The sequence below is a fragment of the Enterococcus devriesei genome (assembly GCF_001885905.1).
Taxonomy (GTDB): Bacteria; Bacillota; Bacilli; order Lactobacillales; family Enterococcaceae; genus Enterococcus_A; species Enterococcus_A devriesei.
On sequence record NZ_JXKM01000015.1, the window covers coordinates 18,288 to 44,072 of the forward strand.

The 25,785-nt window shown below is 37.2% G+C and carries 21 protein-coding genes and 2 pseudogenes; 6 read left to right on the plus strand and 17 right to left on the minus strand.

Going from position 1 to position 25,785, the window contains the following annotated elements; all coding sequences use genetic code 11:
• Positions 1 to 5: 5 nt before the first annotated feature.
• Positions 6 to 1,610 (plus strand): PucR family transcriptional regulator, encoded by a 1,605-nt coding sequence (locus tag RV00_RS14385; RefSeq protein ID WP_071863251.1) that lies wholly within the window; start codon positions 6 to 8, stop codon positions 1,608 to 1,610.
• Positions 1,570 to 2,364, plus strand: coding sequence for an alpha/beta hydrolase (locus RV00_RS14390; protein WP_071863252.1), 795 nt, complete (start codon positions 1,570 to 1,572; stop codon positions 2,362 to 2,364). Before RV00_RS14385 ends, RV00_RS14390 begins: the two co-directional genes overlap by 41 nt.
• Positions 2,365 to 2,612: 248 nt before the next feature.
• Here RV00_RS14390 and RV00_RS14395 read toward each other — a convergent pair whose 3' ends face one another.
• The 6 genes and pseudogenes from RV00_RS14395 to RV00_RS14420 all read right to left on the minus strand — a co-directional run.
• Positions 2,613 to 3,269, minus strand: coding sequence for a methionine ABC transporter permease (locus tag RV00_RS14395; protein WP_071863253.1), 657 nt, complete (start codon positions 3,267 to 3,269; stop codon positions 2,613 to 2,615).
• Positions 3,262 to 4,236: a methionine ABC transporter ATP-binding protein gene (locus RV00_RS14400; RefSeq protein WP_071863254.1), complete on the minus strand. Its 975-nt coding sequence runs from the start codon at positions 4,234 to 4,236 to the stop codon at positions 3,262 to 3,264. The genes RV00_RS14395 and RV00_RS14400 overlap by 8 nt, the downstream gene beginning before the upstream one ends.
• Positions 4,237 to 4,247: 11 nt before the next feature.
• Positions 4,248 to 5,048, minus strand: coding sequence for a DUF169 domain-containing protein (locus RV00_RS14405; RefSeq protein ID WP_211272398.1), 801 nt, complete (start codon positions 5,046 to 5,048; stop codon positions 4,248 to 4,250).
• Positions 5,041 to 5,853 (minus strand): MetQ/NlpA family ABC transporter substrate-binding protein, encoded by an 813-nt coding sequence (locus RV00_RS14410; protein WP_071863256.1) that lies wholly within the window; start codon positions 5,851 to 5,853, stop codon positions 5,041 to 5,043. The genes RV00_RS14405 and RV00_RS14410 overlap by 8 nt, the downstream gene beginning before the upstream one ends.
• A 674-nt stretch (positions 5,854 to 6,527) precedes the next feature.
• The gene (locus tag RV00_RS14415) at positions 6,528 to 7,718 is read right to left on the minus strand and encodes an ATP-binding protein (protein WP_071863257.1); all 1,191 of its coding nucleotides are present in this window, start codon (positions 7,716 to 7,718) and stop codon (positions 6,528 to 6,530) included.
• A 259-nt stretch (positions 7,719 to 7,977) separates the two neighbouring features.
• Positions 7,978 to 8,340, minus strand: a pseudogene (locus RV00_RS14420) (DDE-type integrase/transposase/recombinase); the annotation flags it as partial.
• Between the two features lie 763 nt (positions 8,341 to 9,103).
• On the opposite strand from RV00_RS14420, the gene RV00_RS14430 reads away from it, so the two are divergent.
• Positions 9,104 to 9,502, plus strand: coding sequence for a hypothetical protein (locus RV00_RS14430; RefSeq protein WP_071863259.1), 399 nt, complete (start codon positions 9,104 to 9,106; stop codon positions 9,500 to 9,502).
• A gap of 221 nt (positions 9,503 to 9,723) precedes the next feature.
• Here the strand turns inward: RV00_RS14430 and RV00_RS14435 are convergent.
• The 4 genes and pseudogenes from RV00_RS14435 to RV00_RS14450 all read right to left on the minus strand — a co-directional run.
• Positions 9,724 to 9,903: pseudogene (locus tag RV00_RS14435) on the minus strand (transposase); the annotation flags it as partial.
• A 53-nt stretch (positions 9,904 to 9,956) separates the two neighbouring features.
• Positions 9,957 to 10,793: a class II fructose-bisphosphate aldolase gene (locus RV00_RS14440; protein ID WP_071863261.1), complete on the minus strand. Its 837-nt coding sequence runs from the start codon at positions 10,791 to 10,793 to the stop codon at positions 9,957 to 9,959.
• A complete protein-coding gene (locus RV00_RS14445; protein WP_071863262.1) occupies positions 10,765 to 12,702 on the minus strand; it encodes a PTS fructose transporter subunit IIABC in 1,938 nt (645 codons plus the stop codon). Before RV00_RS14445 ends, RV00_RS14440 begins: the two co-directional genes overlap by 29 nt.
• The gene (locus RV00_RS14450) at positions 12,699 to 14,579 is read right to left on the minus strand and encodes a BglG family transcription antiterminator (RefSeq protein ID WP_071863263.1); all 1,881 of its coding nucleotides are present in this window, start codon (positions 14,577 to 14,579) and stop codon (positions 12,699 to 12,701) included. Before RV00_RS14450 ends, RV00_RS14445 begins: the two co-directional genes overlap by 4 nt.
• A gap of 607 nt (positions 14,580 to 15,186) precedes the next feature.
• On the opposite strand from RV00_RS14450, the gene RV00_RS16910 reads away from it, so the two are divergent.
• Positions 15,187 to 15,405, plus strand: a complete 219-nt coding sequence (locus RV00_RS16910; protein ID WP_071863264.1) for an IS3 family transposase — start codon at positions 15,187 to 15,189, stop codon at positions 15,403 to 15,405.
• A gap of 37 nt (positions 15,406 to 15,442) precedes the next feature.
• Here RV00_RS16910 and RV00_RS14460 read toward each other — a convergent pair whose 3' ends face one another.
• From RV00_RS14460 to RV00_RS14470, 3 genes are read right to left on the minus strand one after another with little or no spacing between them, the layout of a single operon-like run.
• Positions 15,443 to 16,408 carry a sugar-binding transcriptional regulator gene (locus tag RV00_RS14460; protein ID WP_071863265.1) on the minus strand — a complete coding sequence of 322 codons (966 nt, stop codon included), beginning with the start codon at positions 16,406 to 16,408 and terminating at the stop codon, positions 15,443 to 15,445.
• 46 nt (positions 16,409 to 16,454) lie between these two features.
• On the minus strand, positions 16,455 to 16,808 hold the full coding sequence (locus RV00_RS14465) for a PTS glucitol/sorbitol transporter subunit IIA (RefSeq protein WP_071863266.1): 354 nt from the start codon (positions 16,806 to 16,808) through the stop codon (positions 16,455 to 16,457).
• A 25-nt stretch (positions 16,809 to 16,833) separates the two neighbouring features.
• Positions 16,834 to 17,760 carry a PTS glucitol/sorbitol transporter subunit IIB gene (locus RV00_RS14470; RefSeq protein ID WP_071863267.1) on the minus strand — a complete coding sequence of 309 codons (927 nt, stop codon included), beginning with the start codon at positions 17,758 to 17,760 and terminating at the stop codon, positions 16,834 to 16,836.
• 177 nt (positions 17,761 to 17,937) lie between these two features.
• On the opposite strand from RV00_RS14470, the gene RV00_RS14475 reads away from it, so the two are divergent.
• On the plus strand, positions 17,938 to 19,389 hold the full coding sequence (locus RV00_RS14475; protein WP_071863268.1) for a DDE-type integrase/transposase/recombinase: 1,452 nt from the start codon (positions 17,938 to 17,940) through the stop codon (positions 19,387 to 19,389).
• 163 nt (positions 19,390 to 19,552) lie between these two features.
• Here the strand turns inward: RV00_RS14475 and srlA are convergent, their stop codons facing one another.
• The 4 genes from srlA to RV00_RS14495 all read right to left on the minus strand — a co-directional run bounded on the left by srlA (position 19,553) and on the right by RV00_RS14495 (position 22,798).
• Positions 19,553 to 20,086, minus strand: a complete 534-nt coding sequence (srlA, locus tag RV00_RS14480) for a PTS glucitol/sorbitol transporter subunit IIC (RefSeq protein ID WP_071863269.1) — start codon at positions 20,084 to 20,086, stop codon at positions 19,553 to 19,555.
• 12 nt (positions 20,087 to 20,098) lie between these two features.
• Complete coding sequence (locus tag RV00_RS14485; RefSeq protein WP_071863270.1) at positions 20,099 to 20,488, minus strand: transcriptional regulator GutM; 390 nt, start codon at positions 20,486 to 20,488, stop codon at positions 20,099 to 20,101.
• Positions 20,489 to 20,554: 66 nt separating this feature from the next.
• Positions 20,555 to 21,799 (minus strand): NAD(P)H-dependent oxidoreductase, encoded by a 1,245-nt coding sequence (locus tag RV00_RS14490; RefSeq protein ID WP_071863271.1) that lies wholly within the window; start codon positions 21,797 to 21,799, stop codon positions 20,555 to 20,557.
• Between the two features lie 327 nt (positions 21,800 to 22,126).
• Positions 22,127 to 22,798 (minus strand): hypothetical protein, encoded by a 672-nt coding sequence (locus tag RV00_RS14495; protein ID WP_071863272.1) that lies wholly within the window; start codon positions 22,796 to 22,798, stop codon positions 22,127 to 22,129.
• 518 nt (positions 22,799 to 23,316) lie between these two features.
• Between RV00_RS14495 and RV00_RS14500 the strand changes: the two genes are divergently transcribed.
• Positions 23,317 to 25,698: a phosphoketolase family protein gene (locus RV00_RS14500; RefSeq protein ID WP_071863273.1), complete on the plus strand. Its 2,382-nt coding sequence runs from the start codon at positions 23,317 to 23,319 to the stop codon at positions 25,696 to 25,698.
• Positions 25,699 to 25,785: the final 87 nt, after the last annotated feature.

Below are 25,785 nucleotides of genomic sequence, written 5' to 3' on the forward strand. Positions count from 1 at the left end.
ATTTGATGAAATTAGAAGAGTTGTTATCGCTAAGTCAATTAGAAACAAGTAAAATCCTTACAAAAGAAATTGGATTAGAGAATGAAGTAGAGTCAGCGATGGTATTAGAGGCTCTCGATATTGAACACTGGAGTAAAAAAAATCAATTAATTTTAACCTCCTTCTATGCTTTTGATGGACTTACAGAAGTTGATCTAGAAGAGTTCTTCCATAAAATGCAGCAAATTGGTGTGAGTGGATTAGTCATTAAAATGGAACGCTTGATTAAAATCATTCCCGATTGGGTAATCGAACTATCCTTCAAATATCAAATTCCTTTGATTAAAATTGCGCAGGATGTTAGCTATGAAAAAATTTTGCTAGCCATTTACGAACCATTATTGAATCATCAGACTCATATTTTGCGTGCTTATTACGATGTTCGCCAACGTTTTACCAGATTGGAGCGCCAACACCCTTCCTTGAAAAAAATTATGGAGGAATTTTATCATTTGATCGGAACGCCCTGCAGCTTAAAAATGATCGATCATCAAGTAGAAATAGCTTTTGGTGAAACGCCTAAGGACAATGTTGTCCTTGGACGAAAAAATTTATCTAGTGGAGAATTTACTAAGAACGACTATAACTTGCTGACACTTTTTTCACAGCAAAATGGTCCAAGCCAGTCTGCTTTGGAAGTAAATTTATTTAACCCCTATTCTAGTCACTGTCTATTGTTGGTTTATTTGAATCAAACGGAGGTTAAAGAAACTGATTTGGTTATTATTGAAAATACGATCGACGTTTTGCAGGAGAGACTGAATACTGAATACTTGTTAAAGAAGGAACGCTACGAGCGATTAAACAATTTAGCCGATGCTATTTTACAAAACACACCGAAGAATCTTGATGAGTTGGAAAGTCTCTTGCAAGAGGCACATATGAATCAGCATGCGTATTACCAAGCGGTAGCCTTCTCAACAAAAACACCTGCGTCAAAACTACTGAAAGACAAAGCAATCAATCTTCTGAAGAGCTTGAAGACTGATTCAATCTTTTTTGACCATCATAACTATTCACTGATTCTTTTTAATTTTAGTCAGAACAAGAGTATTTCAAAATTGCAGATGAAGCATCTGTTAACCGAAGTATTAGAATCAAACCCAACGATGACTTTTGTTATCAGCAGTCTAAAACAACGTGATGATTTAAAGGAGATTTTGATGGAATGTTTGGACATTTTAAGATTTAACGAGGAATTCTATCAAGATAATGTGGTGGAATTAGCAGATATAGGTATTTTTCGACACTTTATTCGCAGCGAACAAGTTCAAGCACTCAATGATCTTGTTCCCGCAAAATTACTGAATCTGTCTCAAACTAATTTTGACCTTTTCGAAACCTTCTACCAATTCTTACGAAATAATCGAAACTATAAACAAACATCAGAGGCGATGTTTTTACATTCAAAAACCATTCGCTACCGTCTAAATAAGGTCGAAAAAATCCTAGCAATCGATCTTGCCGATCCTTTGCAAGTAATGAATCATGAAATTGGTACTTATATTATAAAAATGAGGAGAACCGCTCTTGAAAAAAACAATGACATTAGCAAACCAAGCGAGCTATGATCTATATGGATCAACTCAAAACGATAAATTTATTCTCTATCTCCATGGCGGAGGGCTGGTCTACGGATCAAAAAACGATCTTCCCAGTGACCTGATAGATCGCTTCTTAAAAAAAGGTTATTCTGTGCTAGCCTTGGATTACCGCTTAGCGCCTAACAGTTCTTTGGCTGAAATTATAGATGACTTAGAGACAAGTGTTGAGCTTCTGTATAATACTATCATTAAAGGGGGGCACTTTGGTATCTGTGGGCGATCAGCCGGTGCTTTTCTAATGTTGCAATTGACTAAACGGCTCAAAGAAAAAAATCAAACTCCCGATTTCTTAGTCAATTTCTACGGATACACTAACTTGAAATTTATCAATGAAGAGCGAACATTACTACCACAGAAAATTTCTTCAAAACAAATTGAAGGAACTGAGTTGAAAAAGCCTATCTGGGATGACCCTCTCATGTCGCGTTACTTACTTTACCATTATGCTGTCCAACAAAATTTACTTCCTTCATTTTACGGTGTCGATTTTCCTGGTGAATTCGCCTTATCAAAAGAAATTTTACACTCTTTTCCAAAAACATTTAGTAGCGCTAGCTCCACTGATGAAGAAATCCCCTTTCGCTATAGCAAAATGATTGGGCGTAGTATCCCAGATAGCCTTTTTGTTCCGGTTTATTATTTACCTCATGACTATTTGAAAGAGAGTAACAAATCAGAAGTTCAAGTTGTTTTAGACAAACTAACAAATTGGTTACCATAGGTTTTCAAGAGTTTGGCACTTTTTAATTTTTCATACTAAAACTTAGTTATTGATGAAAATGAATAAGCGGTGCACAGAAACGCACCGCTTATCGACGAACCTTTATTCAAATTTTTATCCACATCTTTTTAAAGACTTATTTCTTTACAGATACTCTCTGTTTGATTAAAAAAGTAATAAAGGACAATAGAGCGTCAAATGTCAGGTGATCAAATTGAATCGAGTTGTCTGGCGCTCTCTGATTGGAATTAGTTTTTGGCTTTTTTATAACAAAGACTGCCAACCCATTGAACGATTTGTACAAAGACAATCAGTAAGACAACCGTACTATACATAATCGTATTATCGAAGTTTTGATAGCCGTATGTGATAGCTACGGCACCTAATCCTCCCGCACCTACAGTTCCCGCCATAGCAGTATAGCCTAATACCGAGATGATCGCCAAGGTCAGACTGGATATCATACTTGGAAAAGCTTCTACCAGCATCACTTTGAAAATTATCTGTATATGGGTCGCACCGATTGATTTTGCCGCATCTAAGGTATAAGGATTGATCTCCAATAAATTATTTTCAAATAATCGTGCCACGTAGGGAGTCATAGCAAAAGTTAACGGCACGATAGCCGCTGAGGTACCGATCGTCGTCCCCACCAATGAACGCGTAACGGGCATGAGCGCAACCATCAAAATAATAAAAGGAAAAGATCGAATAATGTTCACCACAAAATCCAATAGGCGATACATCTTTGAATTAGGTGATAGCCCCTTTTTATTCGTAATCACTAAAATAACTGCCAAAGCAAAGCCGATGATTGTTGCGATTAGTGAAGAAACCAATACCATAATTACTGTGCTGACCAAGTTCGGTAACAGCACTTGTGTAATCAACACCGTATTACTCACGATCCTTCACCTCCTGGCAAACAAAGTGACCTTGTTCCGCGAGCGCTAGTAATTTTGTGACATCTTCATTAGGCACAGACAATAGCAACGTGGTCAGACTCTCTTCCTTAAATTGCTCGGTCGTTGCCTTCAACAGATGTGGCGTTTCTACTCCTGATTGGCGCAATAACGCTAAAACGTCCGTTTCTAGCTGCGTCACCAATTTCACTATACGATGACCTGTTTTCAATTCACCGAAGTTGGTTTGCTGTTCCCCTGTGATCGTCTGTAATATTTCTGAGTTGTTTAGAAAAACCTGCTGAACCGTATCTTCTTCAACGATTTTTCCTTGTTGTAAAATAGCAACACGGTCACAAATCTTCTTCACCACTTCCATTTGATGAGTGACCACCACGATCGTTAATCCCATTCTTTTATTTAATTTCAACAGAAGTTCCAAAATACCGTTCGTGATATTCGGATCTAGTGCCGAAGTCGCCTCATCACAAAGCAGAATCTCGGGATTCATAGTCAAGGCTCTGGCGATTGCGGCTCGTTGTTTTTGTCCACCAGATAATTGTCGTGGCTTCATGTTCGCCTTATCCGCAATTCCGACCTCTGATAGAAGTTCTTCTACCCGTTCTTTGATTGCTTCTTTAGCATATCCGCTGCACTCTAGCGGCAACGCGACATTTTTATAAATGGTTTTTTGTTCAATCAAAGAATTCCCTTGAAAGATCATCCCGATTTTTTTCTTCATCTCCCGCAATTGCTTTTCTGATAGTTTCTCCAGTGCCTGCGTACCGATTCTGATACTGCCGGATTGACTTTGTTCCAAACCATTGATACACCGCAGTAACGTTGATTTTCCGGCACCGCTGATTCCTAGGATTCCCATGATAGAACCGGTGGGGATCGTCAAAGAAATATCTTCTAGGATTGTTTGTTCTCCATAGCTTTTATTGACCTGATCGATGACTATTTCCATCTACTCAACACCTAACGTTTCACGCCCTGATAAGCGCCCCTAAAATAATTGTCCCGTTTCCGAACATCATAAAAATCCGGTACATCGTCTTCTGCAATTTTCTTAATGACTTTGCGTTTCTTCTCTAATAGCTCCATTGGATTTAATGTTTCTTCTAGACCCTCGATCATGACTTCAAATTTCTCATAGGGAATGCCGACACAAAGCTCTTCATCTTTCCAACGTGCGACATATCGTGTTCCTGAACACATCATTGAAATATTGATCAAGCCGGTTTCATAAGGATAAGAGGTTCCTTCCTGACAGATCGCTTGCATACCCGTCATCTTGATATTTTTTGCTTGTCCGTTAAAATACGCATTGCCCTGCAAGATTCGCATCGCATTAAACGGCGTTGTAATGATCAAGATAACATCGGGGGCATTTCTCCACGCTTCAATCGGTTCAACCGCAATCCCATAAGAAGATTCCCGACAATAAACCATATCATCCGCAATTGCCTTACTCACTTCGATATCCTTATAAACACCCATTTTTGCATGCTTTTGTCCACTAGCACTATAATCATCGTTTTCAATCAGACCTAGGGCTACGGCAGATGCCGGGCAACCGAAATTATCAATCGACATCTTCACACTGACACCTTCCGTTGCCTGTTGAACGGCACGGCAATAAGGAACCACTTTTTTGGTCGCTGGTGCATCGTAGCCTTCAAAATCCTCTTTATTTCGCAAAAAACTGATTCCTACTACCTTATGCTCCAATTCTAATAAATAGTTCAATCGCCGATTCAGCTCTTGGAATTTACTCATAGAAAGTAAACACTCCCTTGAAGTGATCATTGATGCCTTTTTTGCTCTCTTTTGTAGTGAAAGACTCATTGATTGCTTTCGCCCAATCAGTATCTTTATTCTTATCTTTTACAATCAAGCTGATTGGAAAATCTTTAGCATGCTGATCACGAATCAAATAGTCTTTGTAATTTTCACCTGAGTTAAACATAAAGGTAAAGAAGCAAGTCGCCGCATCCAAATCTTCCAAACTGCGGACTGTTTGTGCTTGTTCAATTTCAACAAATTTAAAGTTTTTTGGATTATCAACGATATCCAATGCCGTATAACCTGATTTCTTCTCATCGCTTAATTTGATCAAGCCGGCATCTTGCATCATCAATAAAGAATTGTCACGATTCATCGCATCATTCATGATAGCGATCTGCGCACCGTCTGGTAATTCATCGACCTTATCATATTTAGTCGAATACAAACCGATTCCAGTGTAGTAAACATGAGGCGACATCATTGCTAAGTCACCGCCTTTTTGCTCATTGAAGGATTTCATAAACGGCTCATGTTGCGCAAATGAAGCATCTACATTGCCATCTTGAACCGCTTGTAAAGCTTCGATATTATTTGAAAATACTACAAACTCTGGGTTATAGCCTTCCGCTTCCATTGATTCTTTCGCTGATTTTAACGAATTCTCGGAAACTTGATTACAGGCAATTTTGATATCCTTTTTCTCTTCTTTATCCGTCGAAGCTTCTTTTTTCGATCCGCATGCTCCCAATACTAAAACTACCGCCAATAGTGCAAAAGCTAATTTGATTTTTTTCATCCTGATTCTCCTAATCTTTTTTTGTGGTGATGCAAATTATATGTGTTTAAGCGCACAAAAAAGAAACATACAAACCTGTATGCTCCCCCGATCCATGGTTAATAGACATGACCATCACGTACTAAAGAAAGGAGGGGAATTTTTGTTTACTCGCTGACTTAGATACTCTAAGTCCACATTTAACTCAAACTCATAGTTGATAAGTAAACAAAATCCCCACCTCCTGAATAATTAAAAACATTATCATTAAGAGTATAGCCGAAAGGGAAAAACTTCACAATGGCTCTTCTAAAAAAGCAAAAAACGGACAAAGATTAAACGATCTGGTGTTAGTATCAAAACTTAGACAATTTTTCGTAGAGACAAAAATACATTATCACATTCCAAAAGGAGTGATTCTACACACTGATTTAGGCAGTCAGTATGCAGGAATCGAATTCATAGCTATTATGATGATTCTAAGCTCCTATTTCGAAGAAACTATCTATCCGAAAAAATGAAATGAGCTTAGAATCGTCTTGAGCGACATCTAAAATGATAAATCCCATGCTATGCACCCTATGATAAAATCGAGTGAAGTTTTTCATTGATTTGGGGTGAAAGTTATTAAAAAGTACTTTGTGATCTATAATTGTTCTTGGGATCTGACCGGAGATTTTCGGAACATATGTCAGTTATTCTAGTAACCAATCAACAATATATTTTATTTCTATCCCATCGATTTGATCTTTATCATAATATCGACCAGTAACAAGTATCTTTTTATAATTATCTTGAATATTGTTTAGATTGTCCGTTTCATGAGTGTTGTCAGGAAGATCATAAGTAACTTGAACATAAAGTGTTTCATCAAGTTTTCTAGCTATAAAATCAATTTCTTTGTTTCCTAAACGACCAACATCTACGGCGTACCCTCTTCTTCTTAACTCAATATAGACAATATTTTCTAGTCTATTGCTATAATTTCCATCTTTTCTTCCAACTGCATTTCTTCTCAAACCAGAGTCAACGATAAAGTATTTCCCATTTGTTCTTAGGTATTCACGACCACGTATGTCATATTGTTGCGATCGATAAAACAAATATCCTGTTTCCAATAAATCTAAATATCTCGTAATGGTAGGAACTGAGGTTGAAATTCCTTCCCCGTTTAGGGTGTTTGTTATCCTTGTTGCATTGACTAGCTGGCCGACATTATCGGCAAGAAAGCTGATAATTGCCTTCAGTGAAGACGGATCTTTAATACCCGATCTAAAAGCGACATCATTTAAAACAATCGTATCAAATATGCCCTGAAGGATAATATCTTTTGAACTCTCGTCCGCCAAAACTACTGAAGGAAAGCCTCCATATTTTTCAAATTCTGTATATGCAGTATCTATGTATCTTGATTTAGGATCAATATTTTTTACCTCAAGAAATTCACGAAAAGATAATGGGTATACCAATATTTCAATATAACGACCACTTAATAATGTCGCTAACTCACCAGAAAGCATATCAGCATTTGATCCTGTAATGGTAATATCACACTCAAAACTAGTCTTCAGCCCATTCACTACTCTTTGCCAACCATCAACTAATTGAATCTCATCAAAAAGGAAATAAAGTTTATTTGGATTGTCTGGTAGAAGATTTTTTACAGCTGTCCTGAATTTATCTTCATTAGTTACAACTTGATATTCAAATGTTTCAAAATTGATGTAGATAATATTTTCAGGAGAAATACCTTCTTCTTCTAAATGATTTTTGTACAAATTCATTAGAAATGATTTTCCTGATCGTCTAACACCAGTTAGAATTTTGATAAAATCTGTATCTTTAAAGTTCAAAATTTGATTTAGGTAGTATGGACGTTCAAACATACTCTTTACCTCCAATTATTTATCTCTTTTCATCCTACCATAAAATAAAGATAACTTTAAGTATCAGTTATCGATCGGTAAAAGCAAACTTAAGTTTAAATTAAATCAAAATATCAAAAATAAATAAATATAAGTTCATAAAAAATCATATTAATTAAATATATAAAGAAAACTTTATTTTTAATCAAAAAAATTCCGACTTAGTGATTCTGGTTCTGTTACAAGATTTAATCATGAGAAAATAATTTCTTGTTTTAGCCTAGAAGCCTTCAGGAATTCCCAATAAAAGCTTTATTTCAGTGCAGACTGAAAACCCGAAGAGTGTTCCAGCTTTTCGGGTTTTCTTGTATATTCCTCGAAGAGTTCCCATCCCTTTAATTGTGGATGAGGCCGTGCGAATACTTTAATAAAATTTACTCCGACGTTTGATTGGTCAATGGTCTTGTTCAATCAGATTATTGAGGTATTTCACGGTTCGATGTTCTGTTTTGATGTACCGTTCATTTTTTTGCAATTTCTTAAAGGCACCACCGAGTGAAGATGCCTTGTCTGTGGCAAAAAACTCTGGTTCTCCAAACTGCCTTCTTAATCGCTTTAGAAAAACATAGGCTGCTTGTGTATCTCATTTCTTCCATGGCCAACGGCTACAACAATCACATCTTTCTGAAATTGTTTCCTTTAAAGTGGCTTCTCTTCATTTCGCTAGTCTCTTTTTCTATCCATTTCACCTTAATTTGAAGAATCGGAAAACTTTACAACAAAACCACTCCTAAGATACATTTAGGACAATATGATTATCAATGGAATCAAACGATCTACAATTTCAGAAAGTAGTGCTAGACGCTTCTTTTTCTTGAAAAATGATTTTCAGGTAATAATACTAATACCAACAGGATCAAAAAAAGAATTGTATTAACAATGAAAGTGAAATAAATCCCATGCATGGGTACTTTATTAAAAGGGTTATTTGACACAGAAACGAAGTAAAGGTTTGCCATCCTATTAATTAGATATATCATGACTAAAAATAAATTAAATAAGATGGGAATTCCTACATTATTTAGCCTTCTGATTAAAAGAGAAAAGAAAAGGATGACAGGAATAATTTGCTGCAGTATTAAATGAACTTTAATAGTAAGTGTTCCAACAGTTAGAGTTAGATCATGAGGGAAAAAACTAATTAGAACAAAGTAGATTATTGACAAAATAGCAATAGTTTTCCAAAATTCACCTCTATTTGTCTTTCTATTTAACGAAAAGAACAGCAAAAAAAAGTTTTTTAAAGCAGCTATTGTTGTCATGAAAAGTCTCCCTCAAATATCATATTTAAGCAAATGATATAGCTATAAAAAAGATTTGTAAATAGAAAAAAGGAGGATTTTAATATGAAAAGAAAATTTGCGTTTCTAATGTCACTTCTAATTTTAGGTAGTAATATAGGATCGACAATTTCCTTTGCAACAATTACTAATGGTGACCAAAACCAAACAACTACGATAGTTTCTAAAGAAGATGCATTAGCAAGTTTTAATGAAATGCAGAATGAGATTACCAAATCAATGACTACTGAAAATGGGAAATATAATTACAATAGTCAAACCATAAAAGAAATTGTAGATGCATACGATTTTTCTACTCTAAAGGCAAGTACAGGAATTGATTTCACCAATGATTCATTTTTTAATACAGCAATTTCTTTAATCGATAACTGTAACACTATGAATTCAAATGTTTCATACAAAAGTCCAGATAAAAATAATGTTAATACAACCGTTAGAGAATGAAATTGAACCACAATATGGATGGACTGAGAACACAGCAAAAATAAAGAATAACAACGACTACAAATAAAAAATGCTCTAACAGGTAAGACATTAACAACGCTAGATGAATACTGGGTCTGTAAAGAATTTTGTGTAAGTTCTTTCTCCTTTAAATATAATCGGTCACGCAATTTTCAAGAAATATGACAAATTGCGATAAAATTTGACCCAAAAAAATGGACCTTCATGGTCCATTTTTTGGTAACATCCATCGTAATGAGATACAACATTTTTAGAAGCGACTCGTCTGATGGAAAGACACTTTTTGACTTTGTTGTTTTACGAAGCTGCCGGTGAAATCTTTCAATCATATTAGTTGTGTAAATGATGCGGCGTAATTCTGCAGGATACTTGAAAAAGGTCGCTAATTCCGCCCAATTGTACACCTTCTCGATTTCCTGACCCATATTTTCTATTATAAAATTTGCTGCGTGTTAAATACCTCATAATAATGTCTTAAACAGTTTTTCATTGACTTAGAAGCGACCTTTTTCAAATCTAAATAATTTGTTGGATTCTCTTGAATGATTCCGTCTTGAGCCGCATTGATCAAATCAGAAAAGATATTGATTTTACTGATCCCTTTTAGTCCGCATTGATTTAAATTTTCATCTCCTGAAGAGGAGCCGCCATGCAAAACAAGTGGAGTTGGGATTGCACTTGCAATCTCCTGAAGTCGATCGAAATTAATTTTCGGAACACCTTTATACATACCATGTGCGGTTCCGATTGAAATTGCTAGCGAATCAACATTCGTTTCTTCAACAAATTTGACCGCATCCTCAACGGTGGTGTATTGAGAATCCGTTTCTTCATGATTCTCATAATTTACTCCTGATCCAACATGTCCAATTTCAGCTTCTACGACAACGCCTCTTGGATGTGCGTATTCAATAATTTCTTTTGTCTTTTTGACATTCGTTTCAAAATCGTCCTGGGAAGCATCGATCATAACAGATGTAAAACCAACATCAATCGCTTTCTTAATGATGCTTGGAGTCATACCATGGTCTAAGTGAAGAACAACAGGTACATTTACTTTTTCAGCATAAAACTTGCCAAAATATGCTGCCTCTTCCAATGTGATGAATTCTAAATGGACCTCAGCTAGTGCTAAAATCACTGGTAAACCAAGTTCTTCTGCCACTTCAACATAATCTTTCATAGATTGTGCATCAATAAAATTAGGTGCTGGAATCGCACAACATTTTTCTTTACTTACCTTAAATAGCTCCTTCGACGTCACTAACATTTTCTATTCCTCCATTATCAATTTCTTTATTCATTACAACTGATTTTTTAGTCAAACCAACGATTAGCGCTGTTACAATACTTCCTGCTAAGACACACCCAACGTAAATAATCGGATGATTAATAGCGATTGGGATAACGAAAATCCCTCCATGCGGCGCTGTCAACTCAATTCCAAAAGCCATAGACAAGGCTCCACCAACAGCTGCGCCAATAATATTAGCTGGAATAACACGGATCGGGTCTGCTGCTGCAAATGGAATTACCCCTTCAGTAATGAAGCATGAACCTAGAACATACGCTACTTTCCCTGTTTCGCGATCTTGGTCAGTAAATTTATTTCTAAAGAATGTAGTAGCAAGTCCTAATCCAATTGGAGGAATCATACCTCCACACATTAGCGCTGCCATAGGTTCATAAACACCTGCGGTGATCATTTGAATACCAAATGCATAAGCAATTTTATTTAACGGTCCACCCATATCACTGACTAAAATACCACCAAGCAAAGCTCCTACTAAAATTGCATTTGAACCACTCATGTCAGTTAGCCAATTTACTAATGTGTCATTAAACGAACTGATTGGTGTATTGATTACATATTGAATCACTATCGTTGTTGCTAAAGTACCTAACACCGGATACAGTAACACTGGATTTAATCCATGTAGAGATTTTGGCAATTTAACCAAAACTTTTTTCAACAGTAAAATGCAATAACCAGCAACGAAACCGGCAATCAAACCGCCTAAGAAACCTGATCCTCCACTTGAAGCAATCATCCCACCAATGGCCCCTGGTGCAAGCCCTGGTCTATCGGCAATACTGAATGCAACATACCCTGCAAAGATCGGTACCATTAAACCAAATGCCGCTGTTCCCCCAACCGAGTTTAAAAATGCAGCAAAAGCGTTATATTGGCCTGAATCCGGATTGGATGAATTAACACCAAACATAAATGAGATTGCAATTAAGATTCCTCCAGCTACAACAAACGGAAGCATGAATGATACACCGTTCATCAAATGCTTGTAAATGTCAAAGGCTCCTCCACTTTTAGATTCCTCTGCATCACTGCTTGCTTTAGTAGAATTGGCCGCCTTGTACAATTCTTTTTTAGATAAAACCTCATCAATAAGCTCATTCGCATTATTGATTCCGCGTTTTGTCGAGGTTTCAACAACTCTTTTTCCATCAAAACGACTCATATCAACCGTACGATCGGCTGCAATAATGACGCCATCTGCTTTTTCAATTTCTTCATCACTTAAACGGTTTTCAGTTCCGCTTGATCCGTCAGTTTGAATTTTCATTTGGATTCCGCGTTTTTCCGCGGCATCTCTTAATGATTGAGCTGACATATACGTATGAGCAATACCTGCTGTACAAGCCGTAACTCCGACTAAATACTTTGTATTAGAATCAGCTAAAATTGCTTCTTCAACGCTCTTTTCTTCAGCTTCTTCCTGTTCTTTTTGATTTATAACGGAGATTACATCATTAACCGAGTCAGCTAGAATTAATTTTGCTCGGAACAGCTCATCCATCAAATAGGTAGACAATCGGGAAAGAGTTTCCAAATGTTCATCCGTTGCATCGGCCTGCGCTGCGATCATGAAAAACAAATGGCAACTATCATTATCGTAAGTGATTCCCTCTAAACTACGGCCAAAAATGACAGCTGGTTTATTTACGTAACTTGATTTTGTGTGTGGCATTGCAATCCCGTAGCCAACTTCTGTGGATACAGTATTTTCTCTTTTCCAAATATCTTCTTTGAACCCATTCAAATCTTTGAGATATCCATTTTCCATTAACTTTGCTGCTAATGCATCAATGATTTCATTTTTGTTTGTCACATTTAAATGTAGAATAATATTTTGTTCAGTGATCAATTCTGATATTTTCATGTTCTCATCTCCCTATTTTCAATTATTTGATTAAACTCCTCTAAATTCGTTGCCTTTTTCGCAGTTTCTAAAAGCTCTGGATCTTTGATGATGTGGTATATCTCTTCCATAATTCGACTTGTCATTTTTTGATCATCCTTACCAGGAACAATCATAATGATCAAGTCAACAAACTGGCTTCCCCAGTCCAGTGGCTTCTCTTGAATAGCCACAGCAATTTTTGTCTTTTCCAAATTACTAGTCAGTAAGGGATGGGGAATGGCAATGCCATCACTAATATCTGTCGTAGAAAATTCTTCTCTGTCTAAAATGCTTTCCATCATCTCTGGCGTACCTATACTAGAAAGTAACCCTCTTAGAAGTTTTTCTTTATTGGTATATTTTTCTCTAGTAAAGTAATCGATTTTTGTAACAAAAACATAATTCATCTTTTTCATAATATTGTCTATCGCTCTGTAATCTTTCTCCACGGGAATTCCATTTATGATAATGACGTTGTGCTGATTCAGACTGATTGGTCCAAATGAAACAATTAAATCATACTCAGACAAACTAGCTTTATCAAAGTCCGCTTTATCACACATCGGTGTAGTGATTGAAGCATTTGTATACCGTCGTTCGAGTTCCTTTTTAAGTAAGTACCCTACCGATTGATGACGGCTAGTAAGAATTGCAATTTTTACATTTTTAGTCTTACTTCTTTCTATAAAGGAAGCAAAGTGAATCGCAATATAACCAATCTCGTTTTCGGGTAGATGTAAGTGAAGGGATTTCTTCAGATCATTCGCAAAGCTGACAGCCATATAGTAACCTTGAATATATTCTTTTTTAATAGTCGTAATAAAAGAATTTTCGATGTAAAAGTTAAATAATAACGGATACATATCACGAGCTAGATGCATGATTAGACCGGATAATAATTGTTCATCTTCAGAAAAATTTGAATGGTAGATCTGATCTAGAAGTTTTAGAGCTTTCATCACCCCCTCTTTCAGATCTTTTGGCACACTAAGGCTATGATCATCACTTGCTGAGAACATCAGCCTTTGGCTGATTAGATAAAAGCTAAAATATATGATTTCAACATCTGGAATGATAATTTTTGCTTGATTACCATAGTCATGCATAATAGATTTCGCAACTTCGAATTCTTTTGTGCTTTCAATTTTAATCAAATCAGTGGTGTCAAAGTTGTAATCACAATAGTGTTGTTGAGCTACCCTTCGTAACGAAATTATCAAATAAGACATGATCGAAATAGTTGTTTCAGGGTTATTAGGAATTTGTAATCCTGAAGACTTTTCTTGAAAGAAATTGAGTGACTCCTCAAGGGACGGCTTTTCTAGCCAATCTTTAAAGTGATAAGCAAAAGATTCAATAAATTTACTTTTATTCAGTGTAGTGATTTTAGACAAGCCTTCTAAAAGCAATCTTTTTTCGATTTCACTACCTGTTAGCCTTACCCCTTTGAATATAACGCTTTCAATTTTTAGATTTTGATACTGTTCTTCGATCATCTTCTGAATCTTAATAACATCTAAACGAATAGTTTGATTGGAAAAATATAGTGATTCGGCAATTTCTTCATAGGTGATCCAATCATCCGCATCAAGTAAGAATTTCACAATAAAGAACATTCTTTCCTCAAATTCAAAATGCTCACTAACCTTTATATCTTCAACAGCACCTGTAAGGATATATCCCTTATTCTTATTAGTAAGAATTTTTGAGTCTATCAGATAGTTATCATTCAAATCCTTGACATAATTTCGGACACTTCGATCTGATATGCCTAATCTTTTAGCAATCTCCTTTCCTTTCAAATAATTGTGTTCTTCTTGCAACATAACAATTAGTCTTAAATATTTTTCTTTCAAAAAGAATCACATCCTTTACATCTTTATAGTATACGGGTTTTAGCGCCTTAACTATTATGTTTATCTACCGCATCGTTAGGAAAGAAAATTATTCGTTATCCTAACGTAGCAAAGCACAGCTCCTATAATAAGATTATGAACAAAATATTCGATATAATCTATTAAAAATTTTTTATGCAAACCTAAAATACAGCTACAAGGTATTTACAAGAAGTTAGAGAATTCATGATATCTCTGGGTCATACCAGTCGATCTGTCAACTAACTATCTAATGAATATAACGCGAATGGCTCAACGATTAGCAAATGATTTAATCAAATTGTAACTACTAAACTAAAGTGAGCCATTTTTTGCTCACTTTAACTTGACGCTGACATTATATTTTGGTGTTAGTATCAAATACTGTATTTATCTACTATTATGGATACTTTTAACAGTGAATTTGTCGCCTATGAATTATCAGAATATCAAGATACTAAGTTGGTAACGGATACATTGAATAAGTTAAATTGTATAAGCGAAAATACTATTTTTACACAGTGATCAAGGGCAACTTATACATCGAAACGATACTTTGAGTTAGTCAAAAAAAAACGTTACCCAAAGCATGTCCCGTAAAGGAACACCTTCAGATAACGCACCGACAGAATCGTTTCATACCTCACTAAAGTCTGAAACATTCTACATACTAAAAGAACCAACTGGTTCTAATGGTAGAGTAATTGATATTGTAGAAAATTACATCCATTTTTGGAATAATCCACGAATTTTAGCAAAATTAGACTATTATTTTCCGATTGACTATCGTATTAAATCAACAACTTGAGCTGCTCTTTCTATTTTATATCAGAAAATAGTTGCACTTACTCCACCACTAGTACACCTTTTTTTTCCAATAAATATTCTGCTAAAACATCAGTCAGCGTGATACAGTTAATTATTTTTGATTCAATAGCGGTAAATAGAACATCTCTTTTCTCATCCTCAAAACAAATCGCGCATACCTTCTCAATATTACGAATATCATGTAAACTTATTCCGATAACATTCTCATTGATTCTGCAATTAACTTCATTCCCATTAATGTCAAAAAATCTTGAGTTCACATCTCCGACTACGTTAACGCTGGCCAAATCATCAATATCTTTTTGATCAATGTATCCAATCTCAGCCATCGTATTGCTTTTTGAAAAGGGCGAAGCAATACCTACTAAAGCAAAATCGACTTTTTTACCATCCTCAAGCACATCTTTGACGGTAACATTTTCAACTAAGTTTCCCTTAATATCCTTACTATCTACCAGTGCAGGAACATACAAGTACTTACATTTTGCTCGCATTTTTCTAGATAGATCATGGGCTATTTGATTTGAATGAACATCCACTTGATCAGAGCCCATTCCACCAATAAGCGGCACAATCGTTGAATCTGGTTGATTGACATACGGGTATTCATCAACTAACCTTCTCAACATCCTTCCCCAAGAAACACCGATTTTATTAGCTTTTGCAATATCCTTTTTAAAAGCTGAGATGGACGTTTGAACAATTAATTGCTCAATCTCTTGTGGTTGCAAGTAACTGGTATCTAGTACAGCCGCCCTTTTAAGACCAAACGTTTTCTGCAATTTTAATTCCAATTGAACAGAATAGGCACTGGAACTATTAATATGAATGTCAACAATCCCCTTGTTTCGAGCATCAACTAAGTATTTGGAGACTAATTGTCTTGATATGCCTAACTGCTTAGCAATATCGGATTGTTTCATATCCTCTTTGTAATACATTGTCGCTACCCTTACCAAGTCGCGATCAGCTTGATCATCCATTTTTACCCTCCTATTAAAAAACCTCCCTTGAAGGGAGGTTTTTCTGTTAAACAAACTCTATTTCGTCCCCAACTTCAAATGGTGGAAATTCCCCAGGGCTTACAATAATCGCTCCTGGTAAAATTTCGCCAACTTCATTACGGAAATAAATCGAGACGTGGCCTAATTCATCAAAATTAGGATTTGCTTGAGAACCAACTTCTTCTATATTATACACTTTATCGCCGACTTTTAGCTTGCCGCCGACTTTAATTGAATTAGCAGGCTGCTCTTGGACCTCATGAATCACTGAAATATCTCGTAATTCTGGTGTCGCTTTTGGTCCAAAAAGAATAATCAATCGTTCTTCTTCAAAAGCTGGAACCATGGATCCGATTTCAATAATTTTTGTTTTTACCATTCATTCTCTCTCCTCAATTAAGATACTAATACATACCAAAGCTGGCAAAGTAAGCCAGAATAACCGCGGTGAAACCCGTAAGCATTCGACTGTATAAAATAGCTGGTACCCCGACCTGAACCGTCTCAGGTTTTGCTTCACCTAACGACAACCCTACCGGAATAAAATCACAACCTACATGAGCATTAATGGCAAACAACGCGGGCAGTGCATATTGCACTGGAATTGACCCATTTGCAATTTGAGTCCCAATCAAGACGCCGATTACTTGAGAGATAACTGCCCCTGGTCCAAGAATCGGAGACAAAATCGGAATACTACAAATTAATGCTAACACAATCATACCTGGAAGGGAACCTGCTAGCGGTGATAATACTTTCGCAATTAGATCGCCGATTCCCCGTGAAAATCGAACCAAGAAACCGTCTTTTTTCGCGTTTTCTTTTGCATGTTCTTCTTTCGCCTTCGCATACTTATCTTCAAATTTTTCTTCTTGATGAGTGACGATTTTCTCTGTTTCTGCCGCAGACTCGGCATCTGCCTTATGTGCATGCTGGACTCCCGCAATTTCCCGTTCACCTAATGATTCAGTAAGTTTAATATTTTCAGGTTTTACTCCAGAAACGAAGATATCCTCTGTAATATGCTTTGATAAAGGTCCTGAAGGAGATGATGGCAAAACATCCACCGTTGGAATTCGTTTCATCGGATACACACCGATCCGAGCAGTTCCGCCGCAATCAATGATAGCACAAAGCATTTCATCTTCCGGAACTTGGTTTTTGAAACCATCCCAAGCCTCAGCGCCGGTGAGATCCGCAATTTTTTGTGCAACAGGATGGATTCCCCCACCTGTCACTGATACAACTTTATTTTTTTTATCTGATGGCGTAAGTTTTAATCCAACACCCCAACCGCTGCTTCCTGGTTCTACAAAAACTGATTTATACATTTGTTTACCTCCTATTTAGAGTACGTAATTCAAAATTTATTAACATAATTCGTTGGAAAAGGTCTTCCAAACCTTGATAATTCAATCTTTAGATACAAAAAGACACTTGTACCCCCCTCTGTTTGGTAGAATGAAGTTGACAGGCAACACCCCACAAACAGTGAAAGGAAAGTACAAATGTCATCTTCATTATATTCAGATTTGATTAAAACTATCAATACCCAACAAAAAATTATTTTTTATCTTTTGCTTCAATTGAGCTCGATCTATGCGAACTCGAAAGCTCCAAAACTCACGGATATCGCGGATTTGGACTACCAAAAACTAACTGTTGATGAACTGCCAAAAGTAGTTGAAACAGAAAAACTTGACTATAAAAATCTTCTGGAAGAACATCTGATACAAACAGGCAAGCCGTTGAAACCGGTCAAACGGCACGCTTCCTCAAAGACGGTTGATACTACCGTGTGTTGTCCGCACTGTCAGGCACCGTCGGATTTTCTATATCTCAACAATGGTCAAGCGGATAACGACCAATATCGCTGTAAGGTCTGTAACACTTTGTTCAATCATAAGAATCGGTTTCTAAAAGAAATCACACTCAAATGTCCACATTGTAACGACTCCCTAGTCAAAATCAAACAGCGTAAAGGCTTTAGTATTCACAAATGCCGCAGTACGGACTGTCCGTACTATCAGAAACGGCTCAAAGGACTATCAAAAAAAGAATTGAAAGCTTTCCAAAAGAACAAAACGCTGTTTAAAATGCATTATATCTACCGTGATTTCGAACTGTCTCTAGCAGAACTTGAAGATACGCCAGACTATAAATCACCCGTCCAACTGAAAAATGTCAACTGTTCGCCGCATGTTTTGGGCCTCATCTTGACCTATCATGTCAACTACGGAATGTCGGGTGAAAAGACCGCCGCCTTGTTGTACGACGTCCACCAACTGAAGATTTCTGGACAAACGATTCGGAACTACGCCCGCTCTGTTGCGCACCTCGTGCGCCCAATGACCGATTATTATCCTTATGAACTATCTGATCAGTTCTGTGGGGATGAAACGTATATCCGTGTTCAAGGCAAGTGGCACTATATTTACTTCTTCTTTGATGCCGAAAAAAAGATTATTCTATCTCACCGGTACAATCGTCATCGTGATACCCAGACCGCGATCAAGGCGATCCATGATGTCGTGCGTCGCTTTGAACAGGTTCCAGATAACCTAAAACTGATCGTCGATGGCAACCCGATCTACAAATTGGCCGAAGCTTTCTACGCTCAGAATGGCATCGGTTTTGAAGTGATCCAAGTCATCGGCCTGACCAACAAAGATGCCGTGTCAAAAGAATATCGGCCATTGAAACAAATCATTGAGCGCTTGAATCGGACCTTCAAAGCAAACTACAAACCATTAGGCGGATTCAATTCCGAAGCCGGTCCGCTCGCTCATGTGACCTTGTTTACGACATTTTTCAACTTCTTGCGCCCTCACTCCAGCCTGGAAAAAGGACGAGTCCCGGTCATTTTGCCAGAACTTGAAGCCTGTGAGGATATGCCACAGAAGTGGATTAAACTGTTACAGCTATCTGAACAGTTCATCAAAGAGAAGCAGGCCATTTGATTCCTTTCGTATAACTGGGCGCCCTTGCTTATAACGCAAGTCATTTTGTAAGATTGTCAGGTGCCATTCGGCAATCAAAATCACTCACATCCTCAAAAATCCTTAAAGAAGTTTGTTTTTCATAGATTCTTTTGAGTTACCTTAGAGTATTCTCATTTCATTTTTAAGCTTTCACTTGTTTTGCTTCCTTCGCAATTAAAAACTTCGTTAATCTTTCAGTCACAATTCCTCTAAATAGAATGACGACTATTCCTACCAAAAAGTAACGAACAGCTAAACTTGATTGGCTGTAGCCTGCTTTCATCACACCATTTGCGATCCCTAAATAAACAAATAGTTCCCCAGCATTTGCATATGGGAATAATCCAGTAACCGGATGTAGAAACGAAACAACAGAATCATAGAAGGCTGGTTTTTCTTCTTCTTTGACAAATTTTCCAAATGTATAGGCCATCGGATTCGTTAACATCATGACCGATAACATCGGCATAATCGAATAGCGAAGAATCATATATTTTGAACAATAGCGAATTGCCCGGTCGACCCGTTCTTCTCCAATAAATGCAATGACTGAATAAGTGAAAGTCAATAATACAATAAGCAACGGCACGATTCCGGTCATAAAACTCATAAATTGTTCTCCACCGGCTTCAAATAAACCAATAAAGTTTTTACCAAACCACTCAATATACTTCATTTAAAAATCCTCCTAATCCGCGGTAACCGCTTCCAGTTTTCTCGAGTAAACCTTTGCGAGAGTATCTTCTACTTGAGACATCCGATTTTTTTCACCTTTTTTAAGATGGAACGCTTCTAATACCAAACCATGATATTCTTGCGCCTCCTTAAAACGAGCGAATACCGTAAATCCTTTACAGACATGGCAACTGATAATTCTTCCATCTGAATCCACGACTACTGCCACAATTGTTTTTAGTATCTTTCCTTTTGAAACGTCTGTATAAAACTCGTACGATGAATTTCCCTGATATTTATTCGTAATACCGTTAACAAATTTTTGATAATATTTCACTTGAATAATACTAGTTACACTTTGTGCAATCATCAAAAAGAAAAGAACAATCAGTAGGATCTGCATTTATTACCCTCTTTTCTATCAAAGGTCCAGATAGAGCAGCGCTCTATCTGCGACCGCTTATACTTTTTATGCGAATGTTTCATCCTGTAATTTACGCAATTTGTATACAGTTGTTGATTCATCTAATTCCACATCATCCATGGTTAAGAATGCGCCGTCTTTGATATCTTTCTTAGCCACCGCGCCAGCAATCAACCCAATTGGAATATTGGCATTTTTCACCATGTCTTCATGCGTTTCTAGAACTCCGCGTACGCAGAAGCCGCCGATACCGTCAATTTTTTCGCCTGCTTTAATATCCTTCTTAGCTACACAGACTGTTTCTGATACAGGTGCTCCCATTGGAACAATCGCTGTATCTTGTTCTAAAACAGCTCGAGCAATCGTGATTGGTGTTTCTAATGAACATAAGTGGAATGGACGATAAAGGATATGATGGTCACGATCGCCTTTCTTCATTAGGTAGTTCATTTCATGGGCAACACCTTCGTTTTGTCCCTTCACGATACAGAAGATTCCTGGTGCGATGCCATCAACGTATTCAACAACACCGAACTTACTTAGAATCCCGCCATTTTCTTTCAAGTCTAAGTTTTTAACAGTGCCATCTAAATCAGCTGAAATCCCGTGCATTCCCACTACATCTGGAACAAACCCCATGGCATTAGATAGTAAATTCATTTCACCCATCGTCTTCGTTCCATCTTGAAATGAAGCTAGAATTTTAGGACTCATCACTTGCGCTTTGGCTTTCTCAGCCGCGGTATCAGGATTTGCATGAACCATCAACTTATTATTTTTTCCTTTACCGGCAACCAAGACTTCCATCCCCATGCTCTTAGCAAATTCATACATTTGCATCGTTGCCGCAGGCTCGTCACCATCTGAACCTGTATAAATCAAATCAGTCGCATCGTACATTTTTTTCATTAGGGGGCCAATAGTAATGTCAATTTCAACGTTTAGTAAAACTAAATGTTTTTTGGCCATCAGTGATTCTAAAGAAATTTGAGCACCCGCTTCTGGAACACCTGTTGCATCAACAATGATTTCAACTTTATCAGAATGAATAATGTCTTTGAAGTTTTGGCTGATTAAAATATCTACCTTCTTGTCAGCGCTTGCATTGTAGGCATCTGCGGCTCGATTTGCAGCATCTAAATTAATATCACTGATTCCTGCGACGATCATACCTGGGATTGTCGAAATTTGAGAAATCATACCAAATCCCATTTGTCCTGCACCAATTACTCCAACCTTGATTGGAGCACCATTTTTTTCTCTTTCTAACAGCTTGCCATATAACGTCATTTTGAACCCTCCATTTATTTTGTCATATGCTAATGTCTTTGGCATATGTTTGATAATTCCTAGTATAGCATCTAAAAGTCTTTTGTCAACGCTTTCTTTTGACTTTTTTTCCACTTTATGAAATATGCTCTTTTTTGATATAACTCAAACGCCAATATATTTTCACTTGATAGTCTTTATTAAATAACAATTGTCAAATGAAATTTTTTTATTCCAAATTCATAATTTATGAAATAAATTAATTTTAAAACTAGACAAAAAAAGAAAGCTCCTGAAAGCAAATTACTTCCAGGAACTTTCTTTTTTATCATTTTTAATTATTTAAAGTTACTTTATAAACGCCATCACGTTTTTGTAATCATTCACCGCATGCAGCATTTCTTCTCTTTTTTCGGTGGTGGTTCGATAGCAATTTATTTCGCCGAAGCCATCTAAGCCCATGATCAAACTATTCAATACTAGGTTACTTGAAATATTCTCCTTCGCCCCGTAGATTAGTGCGATATGGGGATTTTCTTGTTTAAATTCTTTTACAGCTTTTTTATGTTCAGTAGTTAAATTTGAAATAGTAAATTTCCCATTTCCATCCTTGATTTTCCACTTAATCAGATCAATATCTTTTAGAACAGCCTTCGGGATCTCAAACGGTTTTTCCGTTCTGACCAATACTAAATAGCCTAGCTCTTTCACAATATCGAGAATATTTTCGATATTGAAAATTTCTTCAAGATCATCAAAAATAATGACTTCGGCACCGGCTTCTTTCAAACGCTCTAAATTGTTAGGCTTGGCATCGTTAAAATCAATCGCGATGCGTAAGCGTTTTACAACTTTACCGATCTTAGCGACATCCTCGCTAGCTGCTGTGAAGATCGCATCTAATTCCAATTGATTAATTTTATCATCGACTAAAACAGCATTTTTGACAGCTTCTTCGTCTTTCCAAAGGACTTGAGAATTCACACAATAAAAAGGGGCACGCACTTTCTTTTTCTCCATACTTTTCCATCCTCTCTTAAAAACTAGTGAACAAAATCACAAATAACTTTAAAAAAAATTCTACTAACTTTCTCTTACCATCACTCGCTCAACCGCTTAATTTAATTCAGTATTATTCCATATTCTATTTTTCAAGTCAAGCTATTTGTGATAAACAAAACAAACAATCGTTTTTTATTTGTTGGTTTACCAGCTCATCATGGATAAATTGAGAACGTTTTTTTAATTCAATATTTTCAGCTTTAGATTTTTCTTAGGAGATACCATTTATAAATTAAAAACCTTATTAGAACGGTAAATAACTATTAATTTCATTCTTTTGAAATGACTAATCGCTTAGTTTCAAGAACGCTTTTTGTCTCTCCCCACAGCACTTATTGTATAACTTGGACACTGTTGAAATGAATCATTTTAAAAGAAAAGTGGTTTTTTTGCAAAAAATAGTTTACAAATTCACAAGTTAAAGGTATATTGTACTAGAAATATAAAAGTAAAATTTACTACAAAGGAGTTTGTTTATGACAACCGAATTCGATTCTAAAAATTACTTAGACAAAGTAGATGCTTGGTGGAGAGCCGCAAATTATATCTCAGTCGCTCAAATGTATTTGAAGGACAATCCTTTATTAAGACGCCCGCTTCAAAAAGAGCATCTTAAAATGCATCCGATCGGACACTGGGGTACGATTTCAGGACAGAACTTCCTATACGCTCATCTAAATCGTGCAATTAACAAATACGATTTGAATATGTTCTATATCGAAGGTCCTGGTCATGGTGGTCAAGTAATGGTTTCTAACTCATACATTGACGGTAGTTACACTGAAATCTACCCTGAGATTGGCGAAAACGAAGCTGGTTTAAAACAGTTGTGCAAAATGTTTTCATTCCCAGGCGGAATTGCCTCTCACGCGGCTCCAGAAACACCTGGGTCAATTCATGAAGGCGGCGAGCTTGGTTATGCTTTGTCCCATGCTACAGGTGCGATTCTTGATAATCCAGAAGTGATCGCGGCCACCGTGGTTGGAGACGGTGAGGCTGAGACTGGCCCATTAGCAGCTGGCTGGTTTTCGAATGTTTTCATCAATCCGGTTAACGACGGTGCGGTACTCCCTATTCTGTATCTGAATGGCGGTAAAATTTCTAACCCAACGATTTTGGCTCGCAAAAGTAACGAAGAATTGGCTAGTTACTTTGAAGGATTAGGTTGGAATCCTTATTTTGTTGAAGGAACGGATCCGCAAGAAGTCCATGAAATGATGGCAAAAACCTTGGATGCGGTGATCGAGGAAATTAAAGCGATTCAAGCAGAAGCTCGAAAAGACCATGCTGCTGACGCAACGATGCCAAATTGGCCAGTCATTTTATTCCGTACACCAAAAGGTTGGACCGGACCAGAAACGTGGGATGGAGAGCAAATCTCTGGAACCTTCCGGGCACACCAAGTTCCAATCCCAGTGGATTCAGAGCATATGGAACACGTTGACAAACTAACGAACTGGTTAAAATCTTATCGTCCAGAAGAATTGTTTGATGAAAATGGAAAAATCGTTGACGAACTAAAAGCGATCTCACCAAAAGGCGACCAGCGTATGGCCAAAAATCCTATCACAAATGGCGGGATTGATCCAAAACCAATCAAGATGCCTGACTGGAAACAGCATGCGATCGATACGTCTACTCCAGGAGCAGTCACTGCACAAGATATGATTGTTTTCGGTCAGCAAGCTCGTGATATGATTTCCGAAAATCCAACAAATTTCCGTATTTTTGGGCCAGATGAAACAAAATCGAATCGCTTGAACAAGGTCTTTGAAGTGACGGATCGTCAATGGTTAGAAGCGAAAGACAGTACCGACGAGTGGCAATCTTCTGTTGGCCGTGTCATTGATGGGCAACTATCTGAACATCAAGCGGAAGGCTTTTTAGAAGGCTACGTGCTAACTGGTCGTCATGGCTTCTTCGCTAGTTACGAATCATTTTTACGAGTTGTAGACTCCATGTTGACCCAACATTTCAAATGGATGCGCAAGGCCAGTGCACACTCATGGCGCAAAAAATATCCAGCTTTGAATGTCATTGCGACTTCTACTGTTTTCCAACAAGATCATAACGGCTATACGCACCAAGATCCTGGTATCTTGACCCATTTGGCTGAGAAGAAACCTGAATTCATTCGAGAATATTTGCCAGCTGATGCCAATAGTTTGATGGCGGTTATGGATAAAGCGATGCAAGACGAACAAGTGATTAACTTGATCGTTTCCAGCAAGCACCCGCGCCCGCAGTTCTATTCAGCAGCCGAAGCAGAAGATTTAGTCGAAAATGGCTTAAAAGTGATTGATTGGGCAAGTACAGACAATGGTGAAGAACCGGATGTCGTAATTGCTGCGGCAGGAACCGAGCCTAACTTGGAAGCCTTAGCGGCGGTCTCCATTTTGAATAGAGATTTCCCAGAATTAAAAATCCGCTTCGTCAACGTGGTTGATATTTTGAAATTACGCCACCAAGAGATTGATCCAAGAGGCTTATCAGATGAAGAATTCGATGCGATCTTCACGGCGGATAAACCAATCGTCTTTGCTTTCCATGGATATGAAGGCATGGTTCGCGATATCTTCTTTGAACGTCATAACCATAATATCCATATCCATGGCTACCGTGAAAACGGCGATATCACTACCCCATTTGATATGCGTGTATTTAGTGAGATGGACCGTTTCCACTTAGCTCAAGACGCAGCAAACGCTGTCTATGATTTGAAAGCAAAAGAATTTTCAGCTAAAATGGATGAAACCCTTCAATTCCACCACGACTTTATTCGTTCTGAAGGAACAGATATTCCAGAGGTTGAAAACTGGAAATGGGGAACCCTTAAAAATCTACAACATCAAAGATAGTCCACACGTAATAAGGGCTTTCGCGAACTCGCTTTTGCTTATTGCTGATAAAGCTAATTTGTGAAGCTAGACATGGATAAAATTGCT

Excerpts from the sequence above, each read along its gene's own strand:
- RV00_RS14495 (WP_071863272.1), bottom strand. The coding sequence starts at position 22,798 with ATGGAGAAAAAGAAAGTGCGTGCCCCTTTTTATTGTGTGAATTCTCAA.
- RV00_RS14465 (WP_071863266.1), bottom strand. The coding sequence starts at position 16,808 with ATGGTAAAAACAAAAATTATTGAAATCGGATCCATGGTTCCAGCTTTT.
- RV00_RS16910 (WP_071863264.1), top strand. The coding sequence starts at position 15,187 with ATGTCCCGTAAAGGAACACCTTCAGATAACGCACCGACAGAATCGTTT.
- RV00_RS14500 (WP_071863273.1), top strand. The coding sequence starts at position 23,317 with ATGACAACCGAATTCGATTCTAAAAATTACTTAGACAAAGTAGATGCT.
- RV00_RS14430 (WP_071863259.1), top strand. The coding sequence starts at position 9,104 with ATGAAAAGAAAATTTGCGTTTCTAATGTCACTTCTAATTTTAGGTAGT.
- RV00_RS14440 (WP_071863261.1), bottom strand. The coding sequence starts at position 10,793 with ATGTTAGTGACGTCGAAGGAGCTATTTAAGGTAAGTAAAGAAAAATGT.
- RV00_RS14385 (WP_071863251.1), top strand. The coding sequence starts at position 6 with ATGAAATTAGAAGAGTTGTTATCGCTAAGTCAATTAGAAACAAGTAAA.
- RV00_RS14490 (WP_071863271.1), bottom strand. The coding sequence starts at position 21,799 with ATGACGTTATATGGCAAGCTGTTAGAAAGAGAAAAAAATGGTGCTCCA.
- RV00_RS14475 (WP_071863268.1), top strand. The coding sequence starts at position 17,938 with ATGTCATCTTCATTATATTCAGATTTGATTAAAACTATCAATACCCAA.
- RV00_RS14460 (WP_071863265.1), bottom strand. The coding sequence starts at position 16,408 with ATGGATGATCAAGCTGATCGCGACTTGGTAAGGGTAGCGACAATGTAT.
- RV00_RS14415 (WP_071863257.1), bottom strand. The coding sequence starts at position 7,718 with ATGTTTGAACGTCCATACTACCTAAATCAAATTTTGAACTTTAAAGAT.
- RV00_RS14410 (WP_071863256.1), bottom strand. The coding sequence starts at position 5,853 with ATGAAAAAAATCAAATTAGCTTTTGCACTATTGGCGGTAGTTTTAGTA.
- RV00_RS14405 (WP_211272398.1), bottom strand. The coding sequence starts at position 5,048 with ATGAGTAAATTCCAAGAGCTGAATCGGCGATTGAACTATTTATTAGAA.
- RV00_RS14485 (WP_071863270.1), bottom strand. The coding sequence starts at position 20,488 with ATGCAGATCCTACTGATTGTTCTTTTCTTTTTGATGATTGCACAAAGT.
- srlA (WP_071863269.1), bottom strand. The coding sequence starts at position 20,086 with ATGAAGTATATTGAGTGGTTTGGTAAAAACTTTATTGGTTTATTTGAA.
- RV00_RS14470 (WP_071863267.1), bottom strand. The coding sequence starts at position 17,760 with ATGTATAAATCAGTTTTTGTAGAACCAGGAAGCAGCGGTTGGGGTGTT.
- RV00_RS14400 (WP_071863254.1), bottom strand. The coding sequence starts at position 4,236 with ATGGAAATAGTCATCGATCAGGTCAATAAAAGCTATGGAGAACAAACA.
- RV00_RS14445 (WP_071863262.1), bottom strand. The coding sequence starts at position 12,702 with ATGAAAATATCAGAATTGATCACTGAACAAAATATTATTCTACATTTA.